Genomic DNA, 22,920 nt, shown 5'->3' on the forward strand with positions numbered 1-22,920 from the left:
AACGCCCCGCAGTGCAGGGCGTTGAAAGGAATTAACGTAGGATTTTTTTCTCAGCCAGATCGAGTGCGAAGTAGCTGAAAATCAGATCTGCACCAGCGCGTTTGATCGAGCCTAAGCTTTCCAGCACCACTTTTTCTTCATCTATAGCACCCGCCATCGCCGCGAATTTGATCATCGCGTATTCACCGCTGACCTGATAAGCGCCAATCGGCAGCTCGGTGCGCTCGCGGATATCGCGCAGAATATCGAGGTATGCGCCAGCCGGTTTGACCATCAGGCAGTCTGCGCCCTGGGCTTCATCCAGCAGCGATTCGCGGATCGCTTCCCGACGGTTCATTGGGTTCATCTGATAGGTTTTACGATCGCCTTTCAGCGCAGTGCCTGCAGCTTCACGGAACGGGCCGTAGAAAGAAGAGGCAAATTTCGTGGAGTAGGACATGATCGCCGTATCGGTGAAGCCCGCAGCGTCCAGCGCCTGGCGAATCGCCTGCACCTGGCCGTCCATCGCGGCGGAAGGCGCGATGAAGTCAGCACCCGCAGCGGCGGCAACCACCGCCTGCTTGCCAAGATTGGCCAGGGTTAAATCGTTATCAACGCCGTGCTCGCATAATACGCCGCAGTGACCGTGCGAAGTGTATTCACAGAAGCAGGTGTCGGACATGACGATCATTTCAGGTACGGTCTGCTTACAGATACGCGACATGCGCGCCACCAGACCGTCTTCTCTCCATGCATCGCTGCCGGTGTCATCGGTGTGGTGGGAAATACCGAAGGTCATGACTGAGCGGATGCCTGCATTAGCAATGCGTTCAATTTCGCGTGCCAGATGCTTCTCCGGAATGCGCATCACGCCTGGCATGGCCTCGATAGCTTTGTAATCGTCGAGTTCTTCTTCAACAAAGATCGGCAACACCAGGTCATTTAAGCTCAGTGTTGTCTCTTCAAACATAGCGCGCAGCGCAGGTGATTTGCGCAGGCGGCGAGGGCGTTGGATTAGGTCTGTCATGGTATGCCTGATGTTTGTGAAATCGAAGGCCGTAGTATACCCGAACCTGAGGGCGGGTGGTTTACGAAAGTTGGCTTTATATTTGGATTTCCCGTGGCGAAAGGCTGAATCATTAGAGCAATTTATTCACATGCATGACAATTTATTTATATTCATTATTTTGTTTATTTTTGTTTTTATTATTTTAAATGTTGATGTGTTTATTTGGCACGTAACGTAACTCTCGCCTATTTATTTTTTATTTGTTTAAGTATTGGGTGGATCATTTGATAATTATATGTGTTAGATATCATATGTTCTATATATTACTGAAAGTGTTTGTATTTTTGTTTTCTCGTTAAGGCTGGGGTAATTCATGATTTTGTCCGGTTTCGGACGGTGCGCAAAGAATAATTGAACCTTTTAGTTGTGAAACTGCATAATCGACCCTGCGAAACATAAAATGTTTTCTTTGCATTGATAATTGATGGATCAACTATATTACGTCCCTGAGGAGGGATGACAAATGCACATCTGGAAAAAGAAACTTGTAGTCTCACAATTAGCATTAGCCTGCACTTTGGCAATCACTTCTCAGGCGAATGCTTCAACCGATATTTCTGGAACCACGTACAACACGTTCTCCCACTATAATGATGATAGTCATACTGATAATTGGTATTACGGTGGTTATGTAGGCTGGTACAATGATGACACCGATAGTATTTATAACGGTGATATTTATCCGGTAATCAATAACGCCACTGTCAACGGTGTTATGTCTATTTCTAAATATTATCTGGATGATGAACTATCTAATAACAACAGCCTGACGATTAAAAATAGTACTATTCACGGTATGGTGATATCCGAGTGTTTGGCCACGGATTGTACTAACTATAGGAGTACCGACTACGACTACGATCGCCTGTCGATGAGCGTCATCAACTCAACGATTGATGACAACTACGAACATTATACCTACAACGGTACCTATAACGATGCGGCTGATACGCACGTTGTCGACGTTTATAATCTGGGTACGGCTATCACGCTGGATCAAGAAGTTGATCTGTCTATCTCCAACAACTCTCACGTTGCGGGTATTACGCTGACTCAGGGTTATGAGTGGGAAGACATTGACGATAACACCGTCAGCACCGGCGTAAACAGCGGCGAAGTGTTTAACAACACCCTTTCTGTCAGCGATTCTACTGTAACCTCTGGTTCATGGTCTGATGAAGGAACCTCCGGCTGGTTTGGCAATACCAGCAATGCAAGCGACTACAGCGGCTCTTATACCGCTGACGATATTGCATTAGCGGTTATTGCACATCTGGGTGCTGACAACGCGATGCAGACGACTGCCACGTTGAGCAACTCCACGCTGATGGGCGACGTGGTGTTCTCCAGCAACTTCGATGAGAACTTCTTCCCGAACGGCGCTGATACTTACCGCGATACCGATGCCGACCTGGATACCAACGGTTGGGATGGTACTGACCGTCTGGATCTTACCCTCAACAACGGCAGTAAGTGGGTGGGCGCGGCGATGTCCGTCCATCAGGTGGACGTTGATGGCGACGGTGTTTATGACCGCTACGATGCGGGCACTGAATACACCTCTACGTTGATCGACATCGCGGCTAACAGCCTGTGGCCAGTTTCAACCTATGGTATCGATAGCGACACAACTTCTTATGACGAAAATGGCCATGTGGTGGGCAACGCCGTCTACCAGAGCGGTCTGTTCAACGTTACGCTGAATGGCGCTTCACAGTGGGATACCACCAAAACGTCTCTGATCGACACTCTGGGCATCAACAGCGGTTCGGTTGTCAACGTAGGTGATTCTACCCTGATTTCTGACACCATCTCTCTGACCGGTGCTTCTGCCCTGAACATCAACGAAGATGGTCATGTTGCGACCGATACGCTGTCTATCGACAACAGTTCTGTAACGATTGCTGACGACGTATCTGCTGGCTGGAGCGTGGGTAGTGCTGCACTGTATGCCAACACCATCAACGTTACCAACAACGGTGTTCTGGATGTGGGTAACAGCACAGGTGATGCACTGCAGGTTGATACGCTGAACCTGACCAGCTATACCGACGCTTACAACCATGTTAATGCGGGTGTTTTCGACATCAACAGCACCAACTATGTGTTGAATGCTGACTTGACCAACGATCGTACTAACGACAAAACTCAGGCTAACTACGGTTACGGCGTGATCGCAATGAACTCTGATGGTCACTTGACTATCAATGGTAACGGCGATTCTGACACCTCCTACGATCAGTCTGAAGTTGATAACTATGGTGACCACGTAGCGGCAGCAACCGGTAACTATAAAGTGCGTATCGATAACGCGACCGGCGCTGGTTCTGTTGCTGATTACAAAGGTAACGAGCTGATCTACGTTAACGACACCAACAGCACCGCAACCTTCTCAGCAGCGAACAAAGCTGACCTCGGCGCTTACACCTATCAGGCGCAGCAGCAGGGTAACACCGTTGTTCTGCAGCAGATGGAGCTGACCGACTACGCAAATATGGCTCTGAGCATCCCGTCTGCCAACACTAATATCTGGAACCTGGAACAAGACACCGTCGGTACTCGTCTGACTAACGCGCGTCATGGTCTGGTTGATAACGGTGGCGCATGGGTTAGCTACTTCGGTGGTAGCTTCGATGCGGATAACGGCACCATCAACTACGATCAGGATGTTAATGGCATCATGGTCGGTGTTGATTCCAAAATTGATGGTAACAACGCCAAGTGGATTGTCGGTGCAGCAGCAGGCTTCGCGAAAGGTGATATGAGCGACCGTACCGGCCAGGTGGATCAGGACAGCCAGACTGCCTATATCTACTCTTCTGCTCGCTTTGACAACAACATCTTTGTTGACGGTAACTTAAGCTACTCCCACTTCAACAACGATCTTTCTGCCAACATGAGCAACGGTCAATATGTTGATGGCAGCACTTCTGCTGATGCCTGGGGCTTTGGTCTGAAACTGGGTTACGACCTGAAACTGGGTGATGCTGGTTACGTGGCGCCTTATGGTAGCGTATCCGGTCTGTTCCAGTCTGGTGATGACTATAAACTGAGCAACGACATGAAAGTTGACGGTCAGTCTTATGACAGCATGCGTTATGAACTCGGTGTAGATGCAGGTTATACCTTCGCCTACAGCGAAGATCAGGCGCTGACCCCGTACTTCAAACTGGCCTACGTTTACGATGACTCTAACAATGATTCTAACGTAAACGGTGACTCCATCGACAACGGCGTAGAAGGTTCTGCGGTACGTGTTGGACTGGGGACTCAGTTCAGCTTTACCAAAAACTTCAGTGCCTACACCGATGCTAACTACCTCGGTGGTGGCGATGTAGATCAAGACTGGTCTGCGAATGCTGGTGTTAAATATACCTGGTAATAAATTTCTCATTGAGAAAAAGATAATTTAATCCAGAAAAATGCCCGTCACGGATTTGACGGGCATTTATTGCAAGGAGTGCGCACATGCTATCTACAAATAAACCTCTTTTGGAATTTTGTAAGCTTGATAAATGTTTGTCAAAATATGGTAAACATTTTAAATATGATAACAAAAAACAAATTATATATTCCAGTGATATAAATGGCGACGATACCTTTATTATTTTAAGCGGTGTTGTTTCCCTGCGTAGAGGGGAAAGCGTGCTGGTCGGGATTGTACAGGCACCTTTTATTATGGGCCTTTCGGATGGCGTAATGAAAACAGATGTACCATACAGATTAATAACCGAAAGTAATTGTACGGGATATCATCTTCCTGCCTCACAAACGATTAATATCATTGAACAATGCCAGCTTTGGCGCGAAGCTTTTTGCTGGTTAGCATGGCAAAACTGCATGCTTGAAATGCGCGACTTGCAGTTGATTGGCAATAACTCCTACGATCAGATCCGTGCGACGCTGATATCCATGACGGAATGGGACGACGTTCTGCGTTCGCGTATCGGCGTCATGAACTATATTCACCAACGCACGCGAATTTCACGCTCAGTTGTTGCTGAGGTTCTCGCGGCTTTGCGTAAAGGTGGTTACATTGAAATGAATAAAGGCAAACTGGTGAACATTAACCGTTTGCCTTTTGAGTATTGAATCAGGAGGCGGGAATAACCTGCGGTTTGTTGCCGCTCAGTTCGCTCACCAGATTGTTGATCCCGTCGCTCATATTGGTAAAGCGGGTCAGCGGGGAGCGGGTCACCACGACAAAGGCCCCGACGTTTTGCTGTGGGATCATCGCCATATAAGTAATGAAGCCACCGCCGCCACCGGTTTTTTGAATAATTCCTGGACGCCCATTCTTCGGCGCCATATAGACCCAGCCCAAACCAAGCGCATCGGCCTTGCCCGGCACATCCATCCCTATCACTTTGGTTAACTGCGTACGCTGATAAATCAGCGTCTGCATCCGGTCGGCCTGCTGGCTACGATGGTAAAAATCAGAAGAGAGATACTGCTGCATCCAGCGCATCATATCGCCTGGCGTTGAATAGACGCCGCCGCTGCCCATCGCCGCCAGCGTATTGTTACACGGGCTGGCGCCTTTTTCCGCGACCATCAGACGTCGGCATTGATCGGGGGATGGGGTAAAGGTGGTGTCTTTCATCCCCAACGGACGGGTAATTTTTTCTTCAAACAGCTGTGGATAAGGCTTACCAGAGGCAGTTCCCAGCGCATCGGCCAGCAGGTCAAACGCCAGGTTCGAATAGGAAGCCTGCGAGCCCGGTGCGGCTTTTAGCGTGGCGGTAGAGAGATAGCTCCAGCGCTGTTCGCGAGTCGGCCAGACAAAGACCGGGCGTTTTGCCGCGCCGCCAGGCTGCTCGCGTGGCAGCGCGCTGGTGTGCGTCGCCAGATTCACCAGCGTGATAGGCGTGCCCTGATAAGTCGGCACGCGTGCGCCTGGTGGTGCATATTTACTCAATGGATCGTTGAGTTTAACTGTGCCCTGATCGAGTAATTTCACCAGCATTTCGCTGGTCATTAATTTAGTGATTGAGGCAATTCGAATCACGGAATCAAGCTGTGGATGGACGTTGTTACCGGGACGCGTTTCGCCAAAGCTACGAAACACGCGCTGATTACCATCAATCACCACAAGCGCCATCCCCGTAGCTCCGCTGCCGTAGAAAATATGATCGGCATACCGGTCGACGATGTCAGAGGCAAAGACGGGATCGGTTATAGGCTGTGCCGCCTGGACTGATGTCAATGACGCCGCACACAGCGCGGCAGAAAAAAGCAGACTACGTTTCAACGGTGGTGTCCATGAGTTAGAGGAAATAAAAGATGACATGCGTATGCGTATTTATACTACTCGTTGGCATATTGCAAAGCGCTTATCAGCCAATGATAGTGGGAAAAACGTAACGATGAGTAAACGTGGGCTTTTCCCGGAGAGTGGATGTTCGCTTTTGTGATCTCACGCTGTAATAATCTGAACATGCCGGAACGCTGTCGGTGTGAAAACCGCAGAAACAATTCTACAAAACCAGATAGCGAACTAAGTGCGTCGGTTCTGGTCACAATTGTCGGTTTCAGCTTGTGTTTATTGGGCGTAAGCCGTCTTGCCGCGGTAAACCACCGTGGCAAATGCACAGCAGTCGTCATAACGATAAGAAGTTAGCAGGAGAGCACTATGTTTAAGTCTTTTTTCCCAAAGCCGGGGCCGTTCTTTATTTCGGCATTTATTTGGGCACTGGTCGCTGTTGTATTTTGGCAGGCAGGTGGGGGAGCCTGGGTTGCACAGATTACCGGCGCATCGGGGGATGTACCGATTAGCGCGGCGCGATTCTGGTCACTGGATTATCTGATTTTTTATGCATACTACATTCTGTGCGTTGGCGTGTTTGCGCTGTTCTGGTTTATCTACAGTCCGCACCGCTGGCAGTACTGGTCGATACTCGGTACCTCGCTGATTATCTTCGTTACCTGGTTTCTGGTTGAAGTCGGCGTCGCTGTCAACGCCTGGTATGCCCCGTTCTACGACCTGATTCAAACCGCACTCAGCACGCCGCATAAGGTGAAGATTGAGCAGTTCTATCAGGAAGTGGGGATCTTTCTCGGGATTGCGCTGATAGCCGTCGTCATTGGCGTGATGAACAACTTCTTTGTCAGCCATTACGTCTTCCGTTGGCGTACCGCGATGAACGAACATTATATGGCGCACTGGCAGCATCTGCGTCATATCGAAGGTGCGGCGCAACGTGTGCAGGAAGACACCATGCGTTTCGCTTCCACGCTGGAAGACATGGGCGTAAGTTTTATTAACGCGATTATGACGCTGATTGCCTTCCTGCCGGTACTGGTTACGCTTTCTGCGCATGTCCCGGATCTGCCGATTGTTGGACATATTCCTTACGGTCTGGTGATTGCCGCGATTGTCTGGTCGTTGATGGGGACCGGGCTGCTGGCCGTGGTGGGGATCAAACTGCCTGGGCTGGAGTTCAAAAATCAGCGGGTGGAAGCGGCGTACCGTAAAGAGCTGGTGTACGGTGAAGATGATGGTAATCGCGCGACGCCGCCCACGGTTCGCGAGCTGTTCCACGCGGTACGTCAAAACTACTTTCGCCTCTATTTTCACTATATGTACTTCAATATCGCCCGTATTCTTTACCTACAGGTTGATAACGTTTTCGGCTTGTTCCTGCTGTTTCCATCGATTGTTGCCGGTACGATTACGCTCGGCCTGATGACGCAAATCACCAACGTGTTTGGCCAGGTGCGCGGCTCGTTCCAGTATCTGATTAACTCCTGGACAACGTTAGTGGAACTGATGTCTATTTATAAGCGTCTGCGCAGCTTTGAACGAGAGCTTGATGGTCAGGATATTCAGGAAGTTACCCATACGCTGAGTTAATAATAAGGAGATGTTATGTCGACGGTTTCCCGTCTTTACCCCTTGTATGGCCTTGCTGCACTGGTGCTGGTGGGATGTAGTAGTCAACCCGCGCAGCCGCTAAAAAAAGGGGAGAAAGCCGTCGATGTGGCGAGCGTGGTGCGGCAAAAAATGCCCGCCAGCGTGAAAGACCGGGACGCGTGGGCGCAGGATTTGGCGAAAACGTTTGCCAGCCAGAAGCTGGTGCCGACGGTTGAAAATATCTGTTCGGTGCTGGCGGTCGCGCAGCAGGAGTCCAACTATCAGGCCGATCCGGTTGTCCCGAATTTAAGCAAAATAGCCTGGAAAGAGATTGACCGTCGCGCCGAGCGTATGCATATCCCAGTGTTTTTGGTGCATACCGCGCTGAAGATTAACTCGCCAAATGGGAAAAGCTACAGCGAGCGTCTGGATACGGTGAAAACCGAAAAACAGCTTAGCGCGATCTTTGATGATTTTATCAACATGGTACCGATGGGGCAGACGTTATTTGGTTCGCTTAATCCGGTGCATACCGGTGGGCCGATGCAGGTCAGCATCGCCTTTGCTGAGCAACACACCAGCGGGTATCCGTGGCAAATGGAAGGAACCGTGCGCCAGGAAGTCTTTACCCTGCGCGGCGGACTGTGGTTCGGCACGTATCACTTGCTGAATTACCCGGCGAACTATAGCGCGCCCATCTTCCGTTTCGCGGATTTTAATGCGGGATGGTACGCCAGCCGTAATGCGGCGTTTCAGAATGCCGTCAGCAAAGCCAGTGGTGTGAAGCTGGCGCTGGATGGGGATTTGATTCTCTATAACAGCAAAGAACCGGGTAAAACGGAGCTGGCGGTACGCAAGCTTGCCGGGAAGCTGGGGATGAGTGAGAGCGATATCCATCGTCAGTTGCAAAAAGGCGACAGCCTGGCCTTCGAGGAGACTGCGCTGTACGAGAAGATGTATAAGCTGGCGGAAGTGAAGGCAGGAAAAGCGTTACCACGGGAAATGCTGCCAGGTATTCAACTGGAAAGCCCGAAGATTACGCGTAATTTGACCACGGCATGGTTTGCCAAACGCGTGGACGATCGTCGGGCGAAGTGTATGGGTCAGTCATCGTTGTGATGACGATGGCGCCAGCGCACCACCGCCGCGATGACGCCAAGGATAAGGCAGCCAGTGAGGAAGGGAATCAGTCCAAACAGGGTGCCGACGCCTAAGCCAATTTCAACGCGTGGGCGCCCGGTCTCGTGCATCTGTAGCTGCATCAGTTCTTCATAGATACCGGGCGCATGGGCTAACAGATTTAAAACCTGAGCCCCGGCCCAGAAGCAAAACAGCACAAAAACGGCATACGCAATGTTGCCGGGCAGAGAGGAGGTATCTCGATGCTTGCCCTTAAACAGGGATTTTGAGAGCGTAAAATCAGCCATAGGGACCTCCAGGAAATATCCTGCGTTGTCGATGCCATACCAGTAACTGACAGTGAGTCTGACAGGTGATCGGGATTGTCAATATCAGAATGATGGTAATTTCAGGTAGAGATTATTCCTGGATTTTGATTTTTTGTTGAGCATCACAAATGTGTAACTTTAAGTTAAATTGATTCACATTTCAGAATTTCCGCACAGGACACAGACGCCCGCAGTGAAATGTGCGAGGATGCTGTTCAACGATGTACTTCCACCGGAGCTGTTATGAACCTGCCTGTAAAAATTCGTCGCGACTGGCACTATTACGCGTTTGCCATTGGGCTGATCTTTATTCTGAATGGCGTGGTGGGATTATTGGGTTTTGAAGCGAAAGGATGGCAAACCTATGCGGTGGGGCTGGTTACGTGGGTGATTAGCTTTTGGCTCGCGGGACTTATTATTCGCCGCCGTGCCGATGAGGATGAAGATGTCAAGGATGCCCAATAGTTATCGGGCATCCTGTCTGCTTTTACATGCTGGTTTTCAGCGCGCTATCGGCAGCGTGGCGCTCCAGCGCCAGCTCGATCAGACGTGTGATCAGATCGGTATAGCCTAAGCCGCTGGCCTGCCACAGTTTGGGATACATACTGATGTTGGTAAAGCCCGGTAGCGTGTTGATCTCGTTGATCACCACGTCATTCTCTGCGGTCAGGAACACATCCACTCGCGCCATCCCGGCGCAACCCAGGGTCTGGTAAGCCTGAATAGCGATTTCACGGATCCTGTCGTTAATTTCTGAGGCGATCGCCGCCGGAACCACGACTTTGGCACCGTTATCGTCAATATATTTGGTATCGTACGCGTAGAAATCGCTGTTCAGGACGATCTCGCCACAGGTGCTGGCTTGCGGGTGATCGTTACCCAGTACCGCACATTCGATCTCGCGGCCTTTGATCCCTTGTTCCACCACCACTTTATGATCGAACTCAAACGCCAGTGCAACAGCCTGGTTGTATTGCGCTTCGCTGGTGACTTTGCTGACGCCAACGGATGATCCCTGGTTGGCTGGCTTCACAAACAGCGGCAGACCCAGACGCGATTCGACCTCAGCAAAGCTGATGGCATTGCGATTGGCGCGGGTGAGCGTAATAAATGGCGCGATGTTTAATCCGGCATCGCGCAGCAGACGTTTGGTGATATCTTTATCCATGCAGGCCGCAGAGCCCAGTACATCAGAACCGACGAACGGTAAATTTGCCACGCGCAGCATGCCTTGCAGTGAACCATCTTCACCCAGCGTGCCGTGCACGATAGGGAAAATAACATCGACCGTTGGCAGCGGCTGACCGTTTTGTGCATCGATCAGCTGCTGTTCTTGTTTACCCGGTACCTGCGCCAGGCTGGTGGCGGAAGGGCGCAACGCAATGCGTGCCGGATCGTCAGAGTTGAGCAGATAGTTGCTGGCATCGCTCACGTGCCACTGCCCTTGTTTATCAATACCTAACAGCACAACGTCAAAGCGAGTCTTGTCGATGGCATCGACAATATTTTTTGCCGATTGCAATGACACTTCATGTTCCGCTGATTTACCACCAAATACGATTCCTACTCGCAACTTTGCCATCTTAAAAACCCATTCCTTGAATGCAAAGCACATACATTACCACGACAAAACGCAGGATTCCTCGGCTTCTGGCAGATTGTTTTGGTGGATTCCCCGGGAATGAATACGCACAAACCCATAGGGCATGTTAGCAGCATAATTCCCTGTATCTAATAGGGGGTTAATGTGATGGATATCACAAATATGATGAGCGGGGAGATAAAATACCAAACTGTGAAACATCGCACCTCTGAACCCTCGTTTGAAGGCGTAATTTGTTAAGCTGCTCGCAGTTTTCAGCTATTTACCGTTATGAGTCCTTATGGAATCCTGGAGAGTTAACCTTATTTCCGTGTGGTTCGGTTGCTTTTTCACCGGACTTGCAATCAGCCAAATCCTGCCTTTTCTGCCGCTCTATATCTCCCAACTGGGAGTCACCTCGCACGAAGCGCTCTCAATGTGGTCCGGGTTAACGTTTAGCGTCACGTTTCTTATTTCTGCCATTGTTTCACCGATGTGGGGCAGTTTAGCTGACCGTAAAGGGCGTAAGCTGATGCTGTTACGGGCCTCGCTGGGGATGGCAATTGCCATTTTGCTGCAGGCATTTGCCACTAACGTCTGGCAGCTTTTTCTGCTGCGCGGGGTGATGGGGTTAACGTCGGGATACATTCCCAATGCGATGGCGTTGGTGGCGTCGCAAGTCCCGCGAGAACGCAGTGGTTGGGCGTTGAGCACGCTCTCAACGGCGCAAATTAGTGGGGTGATTGGCGGGCCGCTGATGGGCGGTTTTATTGCCGACCATGTTGGCTTACGTGCGGTATTTTGTATTACCGCCGCACTGTTGGTAGTGAGTTTTATGGTCACACTGTTCTTAATTAAAGAGGGTGTCCGACCGACGATTAAAAAAAGCGAGCGTTTAAGCGGGAAAGCTGTTTTTGCTTCGTTACCGTATCCCGCGCTGGTCATTAGTCTGTTTTTTACCACCATGGTGATTCAACTGTGTAACGGCTCAATTGGCCCCATTCTGGCGCTGTTTATCAAATCGATGGTGCCAGATAGCGCAAATATTGCCTTTCTCAGCGGCCTGATTGCCTCGGTTCCCGGCATATCCGCTTTGATTTCAGCGCCACGTCTTGGAAAGTTGGGCGACAGAATTGGTACTGAACGGATCCTGATGGCAACGCTCATATTCGCCGTGGTGCTGTTTTTCGCTATGTCATGGGTTACCACTCCGCTGCAGTTAGGGATACTACGTTTTCTGCTCGGCTTTGCCGATGGTGCAATGCTGCCTGCGGTGCAAACGCTATTAGTGAAATACTCCAGCGAGCAAATTACCGGGCGCATCTTTGGGTATAACCAGTCGTTTATGTATCTTGGAAACGTCGCTGGACCCTTGATGGGGGCAACCGTATCGGCCATGGCGGGTTTCCGCTGGGTCTTTATCGCTACCGCGAGCATTGTGCTTATTAATATCTGGCAACTGGCTATCGCGTTGCGACGCCGGCGTCTCGCTCGCTGAATGGCGGATTAACAACGCGGGTTGCCAGCGTTGTTAATCCATAATTGAAGATTATATATCTGGGTGACTATTAATCTCCTTACCCTTTTATATTGAATTATTCTGCAGAAAGCGTCATTCCCCCTTATTTTGTGTTGTGATTGTTTTCGCAAAATGTTTTATTTCTGCAATAAATACAACTTTCATCCTCTAGGAAGTTGTGAGTCTTAGTGATAACGTGGCCTTTATTTAGTTAAGGGAATACGAAAATGAAAAATCTCATCACTGAGTTGTTACTTAAGCTCGCCCAAAAAGAAGAAGAGTCGCAAGACCTGGCCGCGCAAGTCGCAACGTTAGAGCGGGTCATCATGGAAATGCTGCGCAACATGGCAACAAATGAGCAGCAAACACTGATTCGTCAAATAGAAGATGCGCTGGCAGGGGTAAGTCAAATGCCCGCATTTCTGACGACCATGCACAGTGCTGGCGAGAACGTATCTAAAACGTGTTGAGATATCTGCAGATACTTATCGACGAATTATCATAAAAGTGTCACATCAAATACTTATAGTCGCTTTGTTTTAATTTTACCGTATTTGTACATGGAGAAAATAAAGTGAAACAAAGCGCACTCGCTATTGCCCTGTTACCCTTGCTGTTTACCCCGGTTATTCATGCAGAAACATCTACCGTAGCGGCTATGGATAATCGTGCCGCACAGGGAGATATCACCACACCGGGTGGCGCGCGTCGATTAACGACTGATCAAACGGCAGCACTACGAGATTCTTTGAACGATAAACCGGCCAAGAATATTATTTTATTGATCGGTGATGGTATGGGGGACTCGGAAATTACCGCTGCGCGAAATTATGCAGAAGGCGCGGGTGGTTTTTTTAAAGGTATTGATGCGTTACCCCTGACCGGACAATACACGCACTACGCGTTGGATAAAAAAACGGGTAAACCTGACTATGTGACCGATTCCGCAGCCTCTGCGACGGCATGGACGACCGGTGTTAAAACATATAACGGTGCGCTGGGCGTTGATATTCACGAAAAAGATCACGCCACTATTCTGGAAATGGCCAAAGCTGCCGGTCTGGCGACAGGCAACGTATCCACTGCTGAATTGCAGGATGCCACCCCCGCGGCGCTGGTTGCGCATGTGACGTCGCGTAAATGTTACGGTCCGAGCGTCACCACTGAGAAATGCCCGACGAATGCGCTGGAAAAAGGCGGTAAAGGGTCAATCACCGAACAATTATTGAATGCCCGTGCTGACGTTACGCTGGGCGGCGGGGCAAAAACCTTTGCTGAGACCGCTGCTGCGGGCGAGTGGCAGGGTAAAACGCTGCGTGAACAGGCTCAGGCCCGTGGTTATCAGATGGTCAGTGATACCGCGACGCTGGCAGCCATTACCGAAGCGAATCAGGATAAACCGCTGTTAGGTTTGTTCTCTGATGGCAACATGCCGGTACGCTGGGAAGGGCCAAAAGCGTCTTACCACGGTAACCTTGATAAGCCAGTCGTGACCTGTACGCCCAATCCAAAACGTAACGACACGGTGCCAACGCTTGCACAGATGACGGATAAAGCGATTGAGCTATTAAGTAAGAATGAAAAAGGCTTTTTCCTGCAGGTAGAAGGCGCGTCTATCGATAAGCAGGATCACGCCGCAAACCCGTGCGGTCAGATTGGTGAAACGGTCGATCTGGATGAAGCTGTACAGCGCGCGCTGGCCTTCGCGAAGAAAGACGGCAACACGCTGGTCGTCGTGACAGCTGACCACGCGCATGCCAGCCAGATTGTTGCGCCAGACACCAAAGCCCCTGGCCTGACTCAGGCGCTGAATACCAAAGATGGCGCGGTGATGGTTATCAGCTATGGTAACTCGGAAGAGGAATCACAGGAGCATACCGGCAGCCAGCTGCGTATTGCCGCCTATGGCCCGCATGCGGCGAATGTGGTAGGCCTGACCGATCAGACCGACCTGTTTTACACCATGAAAGCGGCGTTAGGGCTGAAGTAACCTGTATTTGGTCACTTAATTTTAATAATGAGGTGGCTATTTCTGCGTCAGCAACCAGACTTACTACACGTCATCCTTCAAGCAGCCAACATCGAGGTCGCTTGAAAGGTGACGTGTAGAGTGAATACTCACAACAGGATGGTGCTATGAAAATAACATTACTCGTTACCCTATTATTTGGCCTGGTTTTCTTAACTACCGTCGGCGCTGCCGAGAAGACGTTAACCCCGCAACAACAACGTATGACCACCTGCAACCAGCAGGCGACGGCGCAGACCTTAAAAGGGGATGCCCGGAAGACATATATGAGTGATTGCTTGAAAAACAGTCAGTCTGCGCCTGATGAAAAGAGTCTGACGCCGCAGCAGCAGAAAATGCGCGAATGTAACGTTCAGGCAACAGAGCAGTCGCTGAAAGGCGACGATCGTAAAAAATTTATGAGCGCTTGCCTGAAAAAAGCTGCGTAATACATACGGGTGAGCGGATAAAATCGCTCACCCGAAATATCATACTTCCGCCGCCAGACCCCTTTCTATAATTTGGGAAATTTGTTTCAGAATATTCCCAAATACGATGAATGATGAAAACTTTTATCAAAAGAAGGCCGTACCGAATGAAGCATTTTTATCGCTTCATCAAAACGACCACCAACGTTCCGGTCTGCGATTTGCCCGACGGATAAGACTGCCTCGCGCAGTCGGGCTGGGGGGAATGTTTTTCCCCATCGCGTCGGTATTAGTCTCGCAACCCATAACCGGAGGTTGGTGGCTATTACTGGTGGGATGGGCGTTTGTCTGGCCGCACCTTGCGTGGCAGTTGGCGAGTAAAGCGGAAGATCCGCTATACAGTGAATTTACGAATATTAAAGCCGATGCGATCCTCGCTGGCATGTGGGTGGGGATCATGGGGGCAAACCTGCTGCCATCCACGGCGCTGCTGATGATTATCTGCATCAACCTGATGGGCGCAGGTGGGGTGCGATTATTCATCGCTGGCGTTGTGTTGATGGTGGTTTCATGTCTGGTGACGCAACAGTTAACGGATATTCCGGTCGTGTTTAGCAGTACGCAACTGAGCGTGCTGTTGTCGCTGCCGGTACTGGTGATTTATCCGCTGCTGTTTGCCTGGGTTAGCTACCAGACGGTGATCAAATTGGCGGAGCATAAACGCCGCCTGCAGGTCATGAGTACGCGGGATGGAATGACCGGGGTTTATAATCGGCGCCATTGGGAGCTATTGCTGCGCAATGAATTTGATAATTGCCGTCGCCAGCAACGTGATGCCACGTTGCTTATTATCGATATCGACCATTTTAAGAGCATCAATGATACCTGGGGTCATGACGTAGGGGATCAGGCGATTGTTGCGCTGACGCGTCAGTTGCAAATGACGCTGCGCGGCAGTGATGTGATTGGGCGTTTTGGTGGCGATGAGTTTGCGGTAATTATGTGCGGTACACCTGCAGCCAGCGCAATCGCAGCGATGTCGCGCGTCCATGAACGACTTAGCCAGTTACGCTTGTCCTGCGCTCCGCAAGTTGCCCTGCGGATTAGCGTCGGTGTTGCTCCGCTGACTTCTGAAACAGAGCACTATCGGGAGTGGTTGAAGTCAGCGGATATGGCGCTTTACAAAGCAAAGAATGCCGGACGTAACCGTACTGAAGCGGCGGCCTGACGTCCGACCTGCACTCAGGATTTGCTGAGTTTCTCTGATTGTTCCATGCACTTAACCATCGCTTCGATGACTGACGAACGGAAGCCGCGCTCTTCGAGGACGCGCACTGCCTCAATGGTGGTTCCGCCAGGCGAGCACACCATATCTTTCAGTTCTCCAGGATGTTTACCCGTTTCCAGTACCATCTTCGCCGATCCCATGACCGCCTGTGCCGCGAATTTATATGCTTGCGCGCGTGGCATGCCGCCCTTAACGGCGGCATCGGCCATGGCTTCGATAAACATAAACACATAGGCCGGGGCTGAACCGCTGACGCCAACGACCGGGTGAATCATCGATTCTGCGATGACTTCGGCTTCGCCAAAGCAGCGGAAAATATTCAACACATCAGCAGTATCTTCCGGTGTTACCAGCGCATTTGGGGTGACGGACGTCATTCCTGCATTGACCAGTGACGGCGTGTTAGGCATTGCGCGGATAATTTTACGGTCATGACCCAGTGCGCGGGCGAGTTGATCGAGGGTGACGCCCGCCGCAATGGATACCACCAGGGAATCTTTGTTCAGACTGGAGGTGATTTCACTCAGCACCTTAATCATGATGCCTGGCTTCACGGCGCCAAAGACAATATCTGCGATCTGCGCGACTTCTTGCGCAGACTGCGCCGCATTTATGCCGTACTGATCGTGCAGCGCTGCGACTTTATCGGGAGAGGGGGTATAGACCCAGATTTGTCCGGGGAGTACCTGGCCGCTGGCGATCAGGCCGCCAAGAATCGCTTTACCCATATTTCCGCAGCCGATAAAACCAATTTTCTTGTCCATCTTGTCACTCCCTATGCGTGATATTCATTGTTTTATACCCATCATCCTTCAAGTCACTTGAATTATTTAGGGTAAATCTGGGAAAGCTAAGCTTAGCGCGGAATGAAGGCGTTCAGAAGGAGAAACAGCGCTTTGCCTGAAAGTAAAAGCACGAGACAATGTGCAATTGCACATGTGTCTGGAGGTGTTATGACGATTTGGGTGGATGCGGATGCGTGTCCGAATGTGATTAAAGAAATTTTATATCGGGCCTCCGAGCGGATGCAGATGCCGCTCATTTTGGTCGCCAATCAGAGTTTGCGCGTTCCGCCTTCTCGTTTTATCCGCACTTTACGTGTTCCGGCCGGGTTTGATGTCGCCGATAACGAAATTGTGCGCCAGTGCAGCGCTGGAGACCTGGTTGTCACGGCGGATATCCCGCTGGCCTCTGAAGTCATTGAAAAAGGCGCTGCGGCACTCAACCCGCGCGGTGAGCGCTATACCGAGGCGACGATCCGTGAACGTCTGACGATGCGTGATTTTATGGATACGCTGCGTGCCAGCGGGATCCAGACCGGGGGGCCTGACAGCCTTTCGCCGCGTGACAGGCAACATTTTGCGGCTGAACTGGACAAGTGGTGGCTGGAAGTTCAACGTGGAAAATAATAATTGTAATTTATTTTTTACACTTTCTTCGTTGTGAATTCTTGTTATAGTAGGGTTTAATCGATTTTATCGCCTTATTGGAATATATTCTTTACACTTTGGCGATGTACTAGTTTGATGGTATGATTATAACTTTAACAGCATCAGATCCCGCTTACCTGCGGTTCTCTGGGGAACTTCTGTGATGACACAACCGCTTTATCTTGTTGGCCCCCGGGGGTGTGGTAAGACGACAACCGGTATGGCGCTGGCGAAAGCCATCGACTTTCAGTTCGTTGATACCGATCGTTGGTTGCAATCACACCTGCAGATGACGGTGGCTGAAATTGTTGAAAGAGAAGGATGGGAAGGTTTTCGCGCCCAGGAAACGACCGCCTTGCAGGCCGTTACGGCCCCCTCAACAGTCGTGGCGACCGGCGGCGGTATTATTCTTACTGAATATAATCGTCACTACATGCGTAGTCACGGCATGGTCATCTATTTAAACGCACCAGTATCGGTACTGGTAAACCGCCTGGAAGTGGCGCCTGAAGAAGGATTGCGCCCGACGTTGACCGGCAAGCCATTAACCGAAGAAGTGCAGGAAGTTCTTGAACAGCGCGATACGCTGTATCGTGAAGCGGCGCATTATATTGTTGATGCGACGAATGAACCTTCGCAGGTTGTGGCTGATATTCTTGTGATACTGTCGCAAGCCCGGTCACGGCTACAGGGCGGAGCTTATTGTTAAGGGTTTCCCGATATAGACCGATCTTTCCACTCAATCCTGGGCGCGCAGACATATTATCTGTCCTCTGCCGGAGCGTGCCTGTATCACAATTTTTGCACCTCCTGCTATAGCGCGGAAAGTGAAAATTAAACGATAACAATATAGTACTGGAATGATTTGGAATCTTTACACTATGCATCGCCGATCTGCTGCTACGCTTTTGAGCATTTGTAGCGCAGGTCAGTACCCGGCATTTGTCCGGGGATTCACGGCAAAGTAAGAAGACGGTGGAACAACAAATGAGTACGTCGTTGGCTATCCTCACGATTGGTGTTGTGCCGATGTGTGAGGTGTTACCGCTCCTGACGGAATATATCGATGAACAACACATAACTCACCACAGCCTGCTGGGACAGATGCGGCGAGAAGAGGTGATGGCCGAGTATGCGGTCTCGCCCGGTGACGAGTCGTTATTGACGCTGCTGAGCGACCATCAACTGGCTCATGTCTCGCGCCAGAAAGTCGAGCGCGATTTGCAAAGTATTGTTGAAGTGCTGGATAACCAGGGTTTTGACGTTATTTTGCTGATGAGCACGGCCTCAATTACCCGCCTGGCGGCCCGCAATAGTATCTTGCTGGAGCCTTTACGCATTATTCCTCCCCTGGTGGCCTCAATTGTGGAAGGGCATCAGGTTGGGGTGATTGTGCCGGTCGCCGAATTGCTCCTGACCCAGGAACAAAAATGGCAGGTGCTACAGACGCCCCCCGTCTATGCCGTGGCAAACCCGATTCACGGTTCTGAACAACAGCTGATTGATGCCGGAAAAGATCTGCTTGAGCAGGGCGCTGATGTTCTCATGCTGGATTGTTTGGGTTTTAACCAACGCCATCGTGATTTACTGCAAAAGTCGCTGGATGTCCCGGTTCTTCTGTCTAACGTACTGATTGCCCGACTGGCATCCGAGTTGCTCGCTTAATTTTGCGTGACAGGTACAACGTCAGGCCCCTATATTGGTTATCAACTTAATCACGAGATAGGGCCAGTTGTATGCTTCAAAGTAATGAATACTTTTCCGGCAAAGTAAAATCGATTGGTTTTACCAGCAGCAGTACTGGCCGCGCCAGCGTTGGCGTTATGGCGGAAGGTGAATACACCTTTGGTACAGCGGCACCTGAAGAGATGACGGTGGTAAGCGGTGCGTTAAATGTGTTACTGCCGGGGGAAACTGAGTGGAAAGTATATGCCGCAGGAGACGTGTTTAACGTACCGGGCAACAGTGAGTTTCATCTGCAGGTAGCAGAGCCAACATCCTATCTTTGCCGCTATCTGTAATTGTTTATTGCCTGATAGTACTCACTTATCTGGCCTACAATATGCGTAGGCCAGATAAGTCGCAAGGGGTGACATCTGGCAATACGAAGTCACTCAGCGTTGTGCTTCGCCGCCTAATCCTTCCACCAGGCTTTTAATCAACGCGGCCAGTTCACCCGTCATCAGGATGAAATCGGCATCAAAACGTTGAGCGTAGTCTTCACGGTCGATGTCTTCATTTTGATCGCGCAGTTCATCGCTGAACTTCAGACGCTTAATGGAACCGTCGTCACACATAACGAACTGAATACGCTGCTGCCAGTCGAGCGCCAGCTTGGTGACCAGTTTGCCTGCTTCGATGTGTACGGCAATTTCATCGCAAACCAGATCCTGTTTCTTCGCGCGGATCACGCCGCCGTCTTCCAGCATCGCTTTCAGTTCGGCTTCATCCAGTAACTGGAAACCTTGCGCCGTTGTGCCGGAGCGAACCCATTCGGTCAGCGTTAGCTCAATAGGGTTTTCCATCGTCAGCGGAACGACCGGCAGCGAACCGAGGCTCTTACGCAGCAGCGCCAGCGTATCTTCCGCTTTCTTCGCGCTTGCACAGTCGACCATGATCAGGTCATTGACGGTGTCGATCCACATCATTGTCTGGCTGAAGCGGCTAAAAGCGCGCGGCAGCAATGAGTGCAACACTTCATCTTTCAGCGAGTCTTTTTCGGTCTTCTTGAGTTTGCGACCTTGCTCAGCTTCCAGTTTGATTATTTTGGCTTCCAGTGCCTGTTTGATAACCGGCGACGGCAGAATTTTTTCTTCTTTGCGGGCGCAGATAATAATTTGGCCATTGGCGGTATGCGTTAATGCATCGCTGTGCGATCCCATCGGCGGAACCCAGCCCATTTTTGCCATATCCTGGCTACCGCAAGGGGTGAACGTCATTGATGCCAGCTGTTTTTCCATCTCTTCGGCACGCAAAGAAACATCGCGGCTAAGACGGTAAACCATTAAATTTTTGAACCACAGCATGATAATTTCCACGGCCTTGTCGTTAAATCCAGCGGGCATGATAGCGAATTGTCGCTATGCTTGCATTGTTAATCGGGAAGAGGAGTAAACCGTGCGTATAGGTATCGATTTAGGCGGTACGAAAACGGAAGTTATCGCGCTTGGCGATGCGGGTGAACAGCTTTTTCGCCATCGCCTGCCGACGCCGCGTGATGATTATCGACAAACCATAGAAACCATCGCCGCGCTGGTGGAGATGGCGGAAAAAGCCACCGGGCAGACGGGAACCGTAGGGATGGGCATTCCCGGTTCAATTTCGCCCTACACCGGAGTGGTGAAGAATGCCAACTCGACCTGGCTTAACGGGCAGCCTTTTGACAAAGACTTAAGTGCGCGTCTGAACCGCGAAGTCCGCCTGGCAAACGATGCTAACTGCCTGGCTGTGTCTGAAGCGGTCGATGGCGCAGCGGCGGGGGCGCAGACCGTGTTTGCGGTAATTATTGGTACCGGCTGTGGTTCCGGCGTGGCGCTAAATGGCCGGGTGCATACCGGTGGGAATGGCACGGCGGGCGAGTGGGGGCATAATCCGCTGCCGTGGATGGATGATGATGAGCTGCGTTATCGGCAGGAAGTACCCTGTTATTGCGGTAAACAAGGCTGTATTGAAACCTTTATCTCAGGGACCGGTTTTGCCACTGATTATCATCGCCTGAGCGGGAACCCGCTAAAAGGCAGTGAAATTATCCGTCTGGTAAACGAACAGGATGCGCTGGCGGAACAGGCGCTGAGCCGATATGAATTACGCCTGGCGAAATCATTAGCGCATGTGGTGAATATTCTCGACCCGGATGTCATTGTGCTGGGCGGCGGAATGAGCAATGTCGACAGGCTGTACCAAAACGTTCCGTCACTGATTAAGCAGTTTGTTTTTGGCGGTGAGTGTGAAACGCCTCTGCGCAAGGCGTTACACGGTGACTCCAGTGGCGTGCGCGGCGCAGCCTGGCTGTGGCCGCAGGTATAAACGTTTACGTCGCGGGTGCAACCTGTTGTTGCACGCCGCGCTTCAGGCGACCATAGATCAGCAGTGATGACATCGCGGAAAAAGACAGTAGAGCCGCAGGGATCGTGACGTAGTTGTAGGCAAAGCCCAGCGTCAACATTAAGCCGCCGAAGTAAGCGCCAATTGCGCTACCCAGATTAAAGGCCATTTGCCCACCGGCCGCTCCCAGCAGTTCACCGCCCTTCGCGTTTTGTAGCAGTAAAATTTGCAGCGGTGCTGATAGCGCAAATAGACCCGCACAGCAAATAAAGGCGAACGTCAGCGAGGCGGCTTTGATGCCGCCGAATGCAAACAGCAGCAGCAGAGCCAGTACAATCACAAAATCGGTTACTACCGCAATGCGTAGCGGTGTGTAGCGACCAGACAGTCGACCGCTCAGCAGGTTGCCTAACACCATTCCCAGCCCAACCAGCATCATGATGAAAGTCATTAGCGTTGCGGAGAAACCAGAGATGTACATCATGTAGGGTTTTACGTAGCTGAACCAGGCAAAAACACCGGCGTTCCCAAACATGGTGGCGGAGAAAATGAGCCACGGTGCGGGACTTTTCAGAAAGTGAAATTGCTCGCGTAGCCTGCCTTTTGCTTCATCACGGAGGTTGGGTACCCAAAAGATAACCGATAGAATAACGGCGATGTTAAACACGGCAATCAGCAGAAACGTGTAGCGCCAGCTAAACGTCTGACTCAGCCAGGTGCCAACAGGAATGCCAATCAGATTGGCGACGGTCATGCCGGAAATCATGCCCGCTACCGCGGCGGTAACTTTACCAGGGCGCGCCAGCTTTGACAGGATAATCGCGCCGACGCCAAAAAATGCCCCGTGTGGAAACCCGGAGACCAGCCGGCCTACCGCCAGCATAAAATAGCTGGAAGAGAGGGTGAAGATGGCGTTACCGACGACACAGAGTGTGACCAGAAACAGCAGAATATGCTTGAGCGAAAAACGATTGGAAAACACGGCAATAATGGGTGCGCCGATGACAACGCCAAAGGCGTAAAACGAAATCATATGGCCAGCATCGGGGATAGAAATGCCCACGTCACGCGCCAGTTCGGTTAATACGCCCATAATGCCAAACTCGGCCATGCCCAACCCAAACGTCCCGAGGGCTAAAGAGAAAATGACTTTTTTCATACTACCTGCCAACAATAAAGACGCAGGATGTGCGCCACAGCGTCGAATGCTCGTCGCCAATAAAGGGATAGCTTGCGGATAAGAAAAAGAGATTGCCATTTCATATCCGTCTT

Annotated in this window: 22 protein-coding genes; 15 read left to right on the forward strand and 7 right to left on the reverse strand. The window is 50.8% G+C overall.

Annotated elements, in window-relative coordinates; all coding sequences use genetic code 11:
- Window positions 1-31 precede the first annotated feature (31 nt).
- A complete protein-coding gene (gene hemB, locus OGX91_RS11745) occupies window positions 32-1,006 on the reverse strand; it encodes a porphobilinogen synthase (RefSeq protein ID WP_005125012.1) in 975 nt (324 codons plus the stop codon).
- A 505-nt stretch (window positions 1,007-1,511) separates the two neighbouring features.
- Between hemB and ehaB the strand changes: the two genes are divergently transcribed.
- Both ehaB and iprA read left to right on the forward strand, forming a co-directional pair.
- Window positions 1,512-4,430 carry an autotransporter adhesin EhaB gene (gene ehaB, locus OGX91_RS11750; protein WP_005120958.1) on the forward strand — a complete coding sequence of 973 codons (2,919 nt, stop codon included), beginning with the start codon at window positions 1,512-1,514 and terminating at the stop codon, window positions 4,428-4,430.
- An 86-nt stretch (window positions 4,431-4,516) separates the two neighbouring features.
- A complete protein-coding gene (gene iprA, locus OGX91_RS11755; RefSeq protein WP_155021610.1) occupies window positions 4,517-5,140 on the forward strand; it encodes a hydrogen peroxide resistance inhibitor IprA in 624 nt (207 codons plus the stop codon).
- A gap of 1 nt (window position 5,141) precedes the next feature.
- Here the strand turns inward: iprA and ampH are convergent, their stop codons facing one another.
- Complete coding sequence (gene ampH, locus OGX91_RS11760) at window positions 5,142-6,299, reverse strand: D-alanyl-D-alanine-carboxypeptidase/endopeptidase AmpH (protein ID WP_149691333.1); 1,158 nt, start codon at window positions 6,297-6,299, stop codon at window positions 5,142-5,144.
- Window positions 6,300-6,680: 381 nt separating this feature from the next.
- On the opposite strand from ampH, the gene sbmA reads away from it, so the two are divergent.
- Together sbmA and OGX91_RS11770 are read left to right on the forward strand one after the other, a co-directional pair.
- Window positions 6,681-7,901: a peptide antibiotic transporter SbmA gene (sbmA, locus tag OGX91_RS11765; RefSeq protein ID WP_005120954.1), complete on the forward strand. Its 1,221-nt coding sequence runs from the start codon at window positions 6,681-6,683 to the stop codon at window positions 7,899-7,901.
- 15 nt (window positions 7,902-7,916) lie between these two features.
- A complete protein-coding gene (locus tag OGX91_RS11770) occupies window positions 7,917-9,020 on the forward strand; it encodes a DUF1615 domain-containing protein (protein ID WP_286626343.1) in 1,104 nt (367 codons plus the stop codon).
- Here the strand turns inward: OGX91_RS11770 and OGX91_RS11775 are convergent.
- Window positions 9,005-9,328, reverse strand: coding sequence for a YaiY family protein (locus tag OGX91_RS11775; RefSeq protein ID WP_286626345.1), 324 nt, complete (start codon window positions 9,326-9,328; stop codon window positions 9,005-9,007). The two genes, OGX91_RS11770 and OGX91_RS11775, sit on opposite strands and share 16 nt — an antisense overlap.
- Before the next feature lie 264 nt (window positions 9,329-9,592).
- Between OGX91_RS11775 and OGX91_RS11780 the strand changes: the two genes are divergently transcribed.
- On the forward strand, window positions 9,593-9,814 hold the full coding sequence (locus OGX91_RS11780) for a DUF2754 domain-containing protein (protein ID WP_005120949.1): 222 nt from the start codon (window positions 9,593-9,595) through the stop codon (window positions 9,812-9,814).
- 22 nt (window positions 9,815-9,836) lie between these two features.
- Here the strand turns inward: OGX91_RS11780 and ddlA are convergent, their stop codons facing one another.
- Window positions 9,837-10,931: a D-alanine--D-alanine ligase gene (gene ddlA, locus OGX91_RS11785; protein WP_286626346.1), complete on the reverse strand. Its 1,095-nt coding sequence runs from the start codon at window positions 10,929-10,931 to the stop codon at window positions 9,837-9,839.
- A gap of 301 nt (window positions 10,932-11,232) precedes the next feature.
- Between ddlA and OGX91_RS11790 the strand changes: the two genes are divergently transcribed.
- The 5 genes from OGX91_RS11790 to adrA all read left to right on the forward strand — a co-directional run bounded on the left by OGX91_RS11790 (window position 11,233) and on the right by adrA (window position 16,114).
- Window positions 11,233-12,429 carry a multidrug efflux MFS transporter gene (locus OGX91_RS11790; RefSeq protein ID WP_040232763.1) on the forward strand — a complete coding sequence of 399 codons (1,197 nt, stop codon included), beginning with the start codon at window positions 11,233-11,235 and terminating at the stop codon, window positions 12,427-12,429.
- A gap of 248 nt (window positions 12,430-12,677) precedes the next feature.
- On the forward strand, window positions 12,678-12,920 hold the full coding sequence (locus OGX91_RS11795) for a sigma-S stabilization anti-adapter protein IraP (RefSeq protein WP_005120945.1): 243 nt from the start codon (window positions 12,678-12,680) through the stop codon (window positions 12,918-12,920).
- Window positions 12,921-13,024: 104 nt separating this feature from the next.
- Window positions 13,025-14,440, forward strand: coding sequence for an alkaline phosphatase (phoA, locus tag OGX91_RS11800; protein WP_040232762.1), 1,416 nt, complete (start codon window positions 13,025-13,027; stop codon window positions 14,438-14,440).
- A gap of 146 nt (window positions 14,441-14,586) precedes the next feature.
- Complete coding sequence (gene psiF, locus OGX91_RS11805; protein WP_005120942.1) at window positions 14,587-14,907, forward strand: phosphate starvation-inducible protein PsiF; 321 nt, start codon at window positions 14,587-14,589, stop codon at window positions 14,905-14,907.
- Between the two features lie 91 nt (window positions 14,908-14,998).
- Window positions 14,999-16,114 carry a diguanylate cyclase AdrA gene (gene adrA / locus OGX91_RS11810; RefSeq protein WP_286626417.1) on the forward strand — a complete coding sequence of 372 codons (1,116 nt, stop codon included), beginning with the start codon at window positions 14,999-15,001 and terminating at the stop codon, window positions 16,112-16,114.
- A gap of 14 nt (window positions 16,115-16,128) precedes the next feature.
- Here the strand turns inward: adrA and proC are convergent, their stop codons facing one another.
- Window positions 16,129-16,938 (reverse strand): pyrroline-5-carboxylate reductase, encoded by an 810-nt coding sequence (gene proC, locus OGX91_RS11815; protein WP_005120940.1) that lies wholly within the window; start codon window positions 16,936-16,938, stop codon window positions 16,129-16,131.
- 189 nt (window positions 16,939-17,127) lie between these two features.
- Here proC and OGX91_RS11820 point away from each other — a divergent pair, with 189 nt between their 5' ends.
- From OGX91_RS11820 to ppnP, 4 genes are all read left to right on the forward strand, one after another.
- Window positions 17,128-17,583: a YaiI/YqxD family protein gene (locus OGX91_RS11820; RefSeq protein WP_005120939.1), complete on the forward strand. Its 456-nt coding sequence runs from the start codon at window positions 17,128-17,130 to the stop codon at window positions 17,581-17,583.
- 184 nt (window positions 17,584-17,767) lie between these two features.
- Window positions 17,768-18,313 (forward strand): shikimate kinase AroL, encoded by a 546-nt coding sequence (gene aroL / locus OGX91_RS11825; RefSeq protein ID WP_040232759.1) that lies wholly within the window; start codon window positions 17,768-17,770, stop codon window positions 18,311-18,313.
- Between the two features lie 278 nt (window positions 18,314-18,591).
- Window positions 18,592-19,269, forward strand: coding sequence for an AroM family protein (locus tag OGX91_RS11830; protein ID WP_149691337.1), 678 nt, complete (start codon window positions 18,592-18,594; stop codon window positions 19,267-19,269).
- Window positions 19,270-19,340: 71 nt separating this feature from the next.
- A complete protein-coding gene (gene ppnP, locus OGX91_RS11835; RefSeq protein ID WP_003021477.1) occupies window positions 19,341-19,625 on the forward strand; it encodes a pyrimidine/purine nucleoside phosphorylase in 285 nt (94 codons plus the stop codon).
- A 93-nt stretch (window positions 19,626-19,718) separates the two neighbouring features.
- On the opposite strand, the gene rdgC is transcribed toward ppnP, so the two are convergent.
- On the reverse strand, window positions 19,719-20,630 hold the full coding sequence (gene rdgC, locus OGX91_RS11840) for a recombination-associated protein RdgC (protein WP_005120935.1): 912 nt from the start codon (window positions 20,628-20,630) through the stop codon (window positions 19,719-19,721).
- Window positions 20,631-20,721: 91 nt separating this feature from the next.
- Between rdgC and mak the strand changes: the two genes are divergently transcribed.
- Window positions 20,722-21,630 (forward strand): fructokinase, encoded by a 909-nt coding sequence (gene mak / locus OGX91_RS11845; protein ID WP_005120934.1) that lies wholly within the window; start codon window positions 20,722-20,724, stop codon window positions 21,628-21,630.
- A gap of 4 nt (window positions 21,631-21,634) precedes the next feature.
- Here mak and araJ read toward each other — a convergent pair whose 3' ends face one another.
- Window positions 21,635-22,807 (reverse strand): MFS transporter AraJ, encoded by a 1,173-nt coding sequence (araJ, locus tag OGX91_RS11850; RefSeq protein WP_040232897.1) that lies wholly within the window; start codon window positions 22,805-22,807, stop codon window positions 21,635-21,637.
- Between the last annotated feature and the right edge of the window lie 113 nt (window positions 22,808-22,920).

This window comes from Citrobacter sp. Cpa228, assembly GCF_030333085.1.
Taxonomy (GTDB): Bacteria; Pseudomonadota; Gammaproteobacteria; order Enterobacterales; family Enterobacteriaceae; genus Citrobacter; species Citrobacter pasteurii.

Excerpts from the sequence above, each read along its gene's own strand:
- aroL (WP_040232759.1), top strand. The coding sequence starts at position 17,768 with ATGACACAACCGCTTTATCTTGTTGGCCCCCGGGGGTGTGGTAAGACG.
- psiF (WP_005120942.1), top strand. The coding sequence starts at position 14,587 with ATGAAAATAACATTACTCGTTACCCTATTATTTGGCCTGGTTTTCTTA.
- OGX91_RS11795 (WP_005120945.1), top strand. The coding sequence starts at position 12,678 with ATGAAAAATCTCATCACTGAGTTGTTACTTAAGCTCGCCCAAAAAGAA.
- sbmA (WP_005120954.1), top strand. The coding sequence starts at position 6,681 with ATGTTTAAGTCTTTTTTCCCAAAGCCGGGGCCGTTCTTTATTTCGGCA.
- ppnP (WP_003021477.1), top strand. The coding sequence starts at position 19,341 with ATGCTTCAAAGTAATGAATACTTTTCCGGCAAAGTAAAATCGATTGGT.
- hemB (WP_005125012.1), bottom strand. The coding sequence starts at position 1,006 with ATGACAGACCTAATCCAACGCCCTCGCCGCCTGCGCAAATCACCTGCG.
- proC (WP_005120940.1), bottom strand. The coding sequence starts at position 16,938 with ATGGACAAGAAAATTGGTTTTATCGGCTGCGGAAATATGGGTAAAGCG.
- araJ (WP_040232897.1), bottom strand. The coding sequence starts at position 22,807 with ATGAAAAAAGTCATTTTCTCTTTAGCCCTCGGGACGTTTGGGTTGGGC.
- ehaB (WP_005120958.1), top strand. The coding sequence starts at position 1,512 with ATGCACATCTGGAAAAAGAAACTTGTAGTCTCACAATTAGCATTAGCC.
- OGX91_RS11770 (WP_286626343.1), top strand. The coding sequence starts at position 7,917 with ATGTCGACGGTTTCCCGTCTTTACCCCTTGTATGGCCTTGCTGCACTG.
- OGX91_RS11830 (WP_149691337.1), top strand. The coding sequence starts at position 18,592 with ATGAGTACGTCGTTGGCTATCCTCACGATTGGTGTTGTGCCGATGTGT.
- OGX91_RS11780 (WP_005120949.1), top strand. The coding sequence starts at position 9,593 with ATGAACCTGCCTGTAAAAATTCGTCGCGACTGGCACTATTACGCGTTT.
- OGX91_RS11775 (WP_286626345.1), bottom strand. The coding sequence starts at position 9,328 with ATGGCTGATTTTACGCTCTCAAAATCCCTGTTTAAGGGCAAGCATCGA.
- ddlA (WP_286626346.1), bottom strand. The coding sequence starts at position 10,931 with ATGGCAAAGTTGCGAGTAGGAATCGTATTTGGTGGTAAATCAGCGGAA.
- rdgC (WP_005120935.1), bottom strand. The coding sequence starts at position 20,630 with ATGCTGTGGTTCAAAAATTTAATGGTTTACCGTCTTAGCCGCGATGTT.
- OGX91_RS11820 (WP_005120939.1), top strand. The coding sequence starts at position 17,128 with ATGACGATTTGGGTGGATGCGGATGCGTGTCCGAATGTGATTAAAGAA.
- iprA (WP_155021610.1), top strand. The coding sequence starts at position 4,517 with ATGCTATCTACAAATAAACCTCTTTTGGAATTTTGTAAGCTTGATAAA.
- OGX91_RS11790 (WP_040232763.1), top strand. The coding sequence starts at position 11,233 with ATGGAATCCTGGAGAGTTAACCTTATTTCCGTGTGGTTCGGTTGCTTT.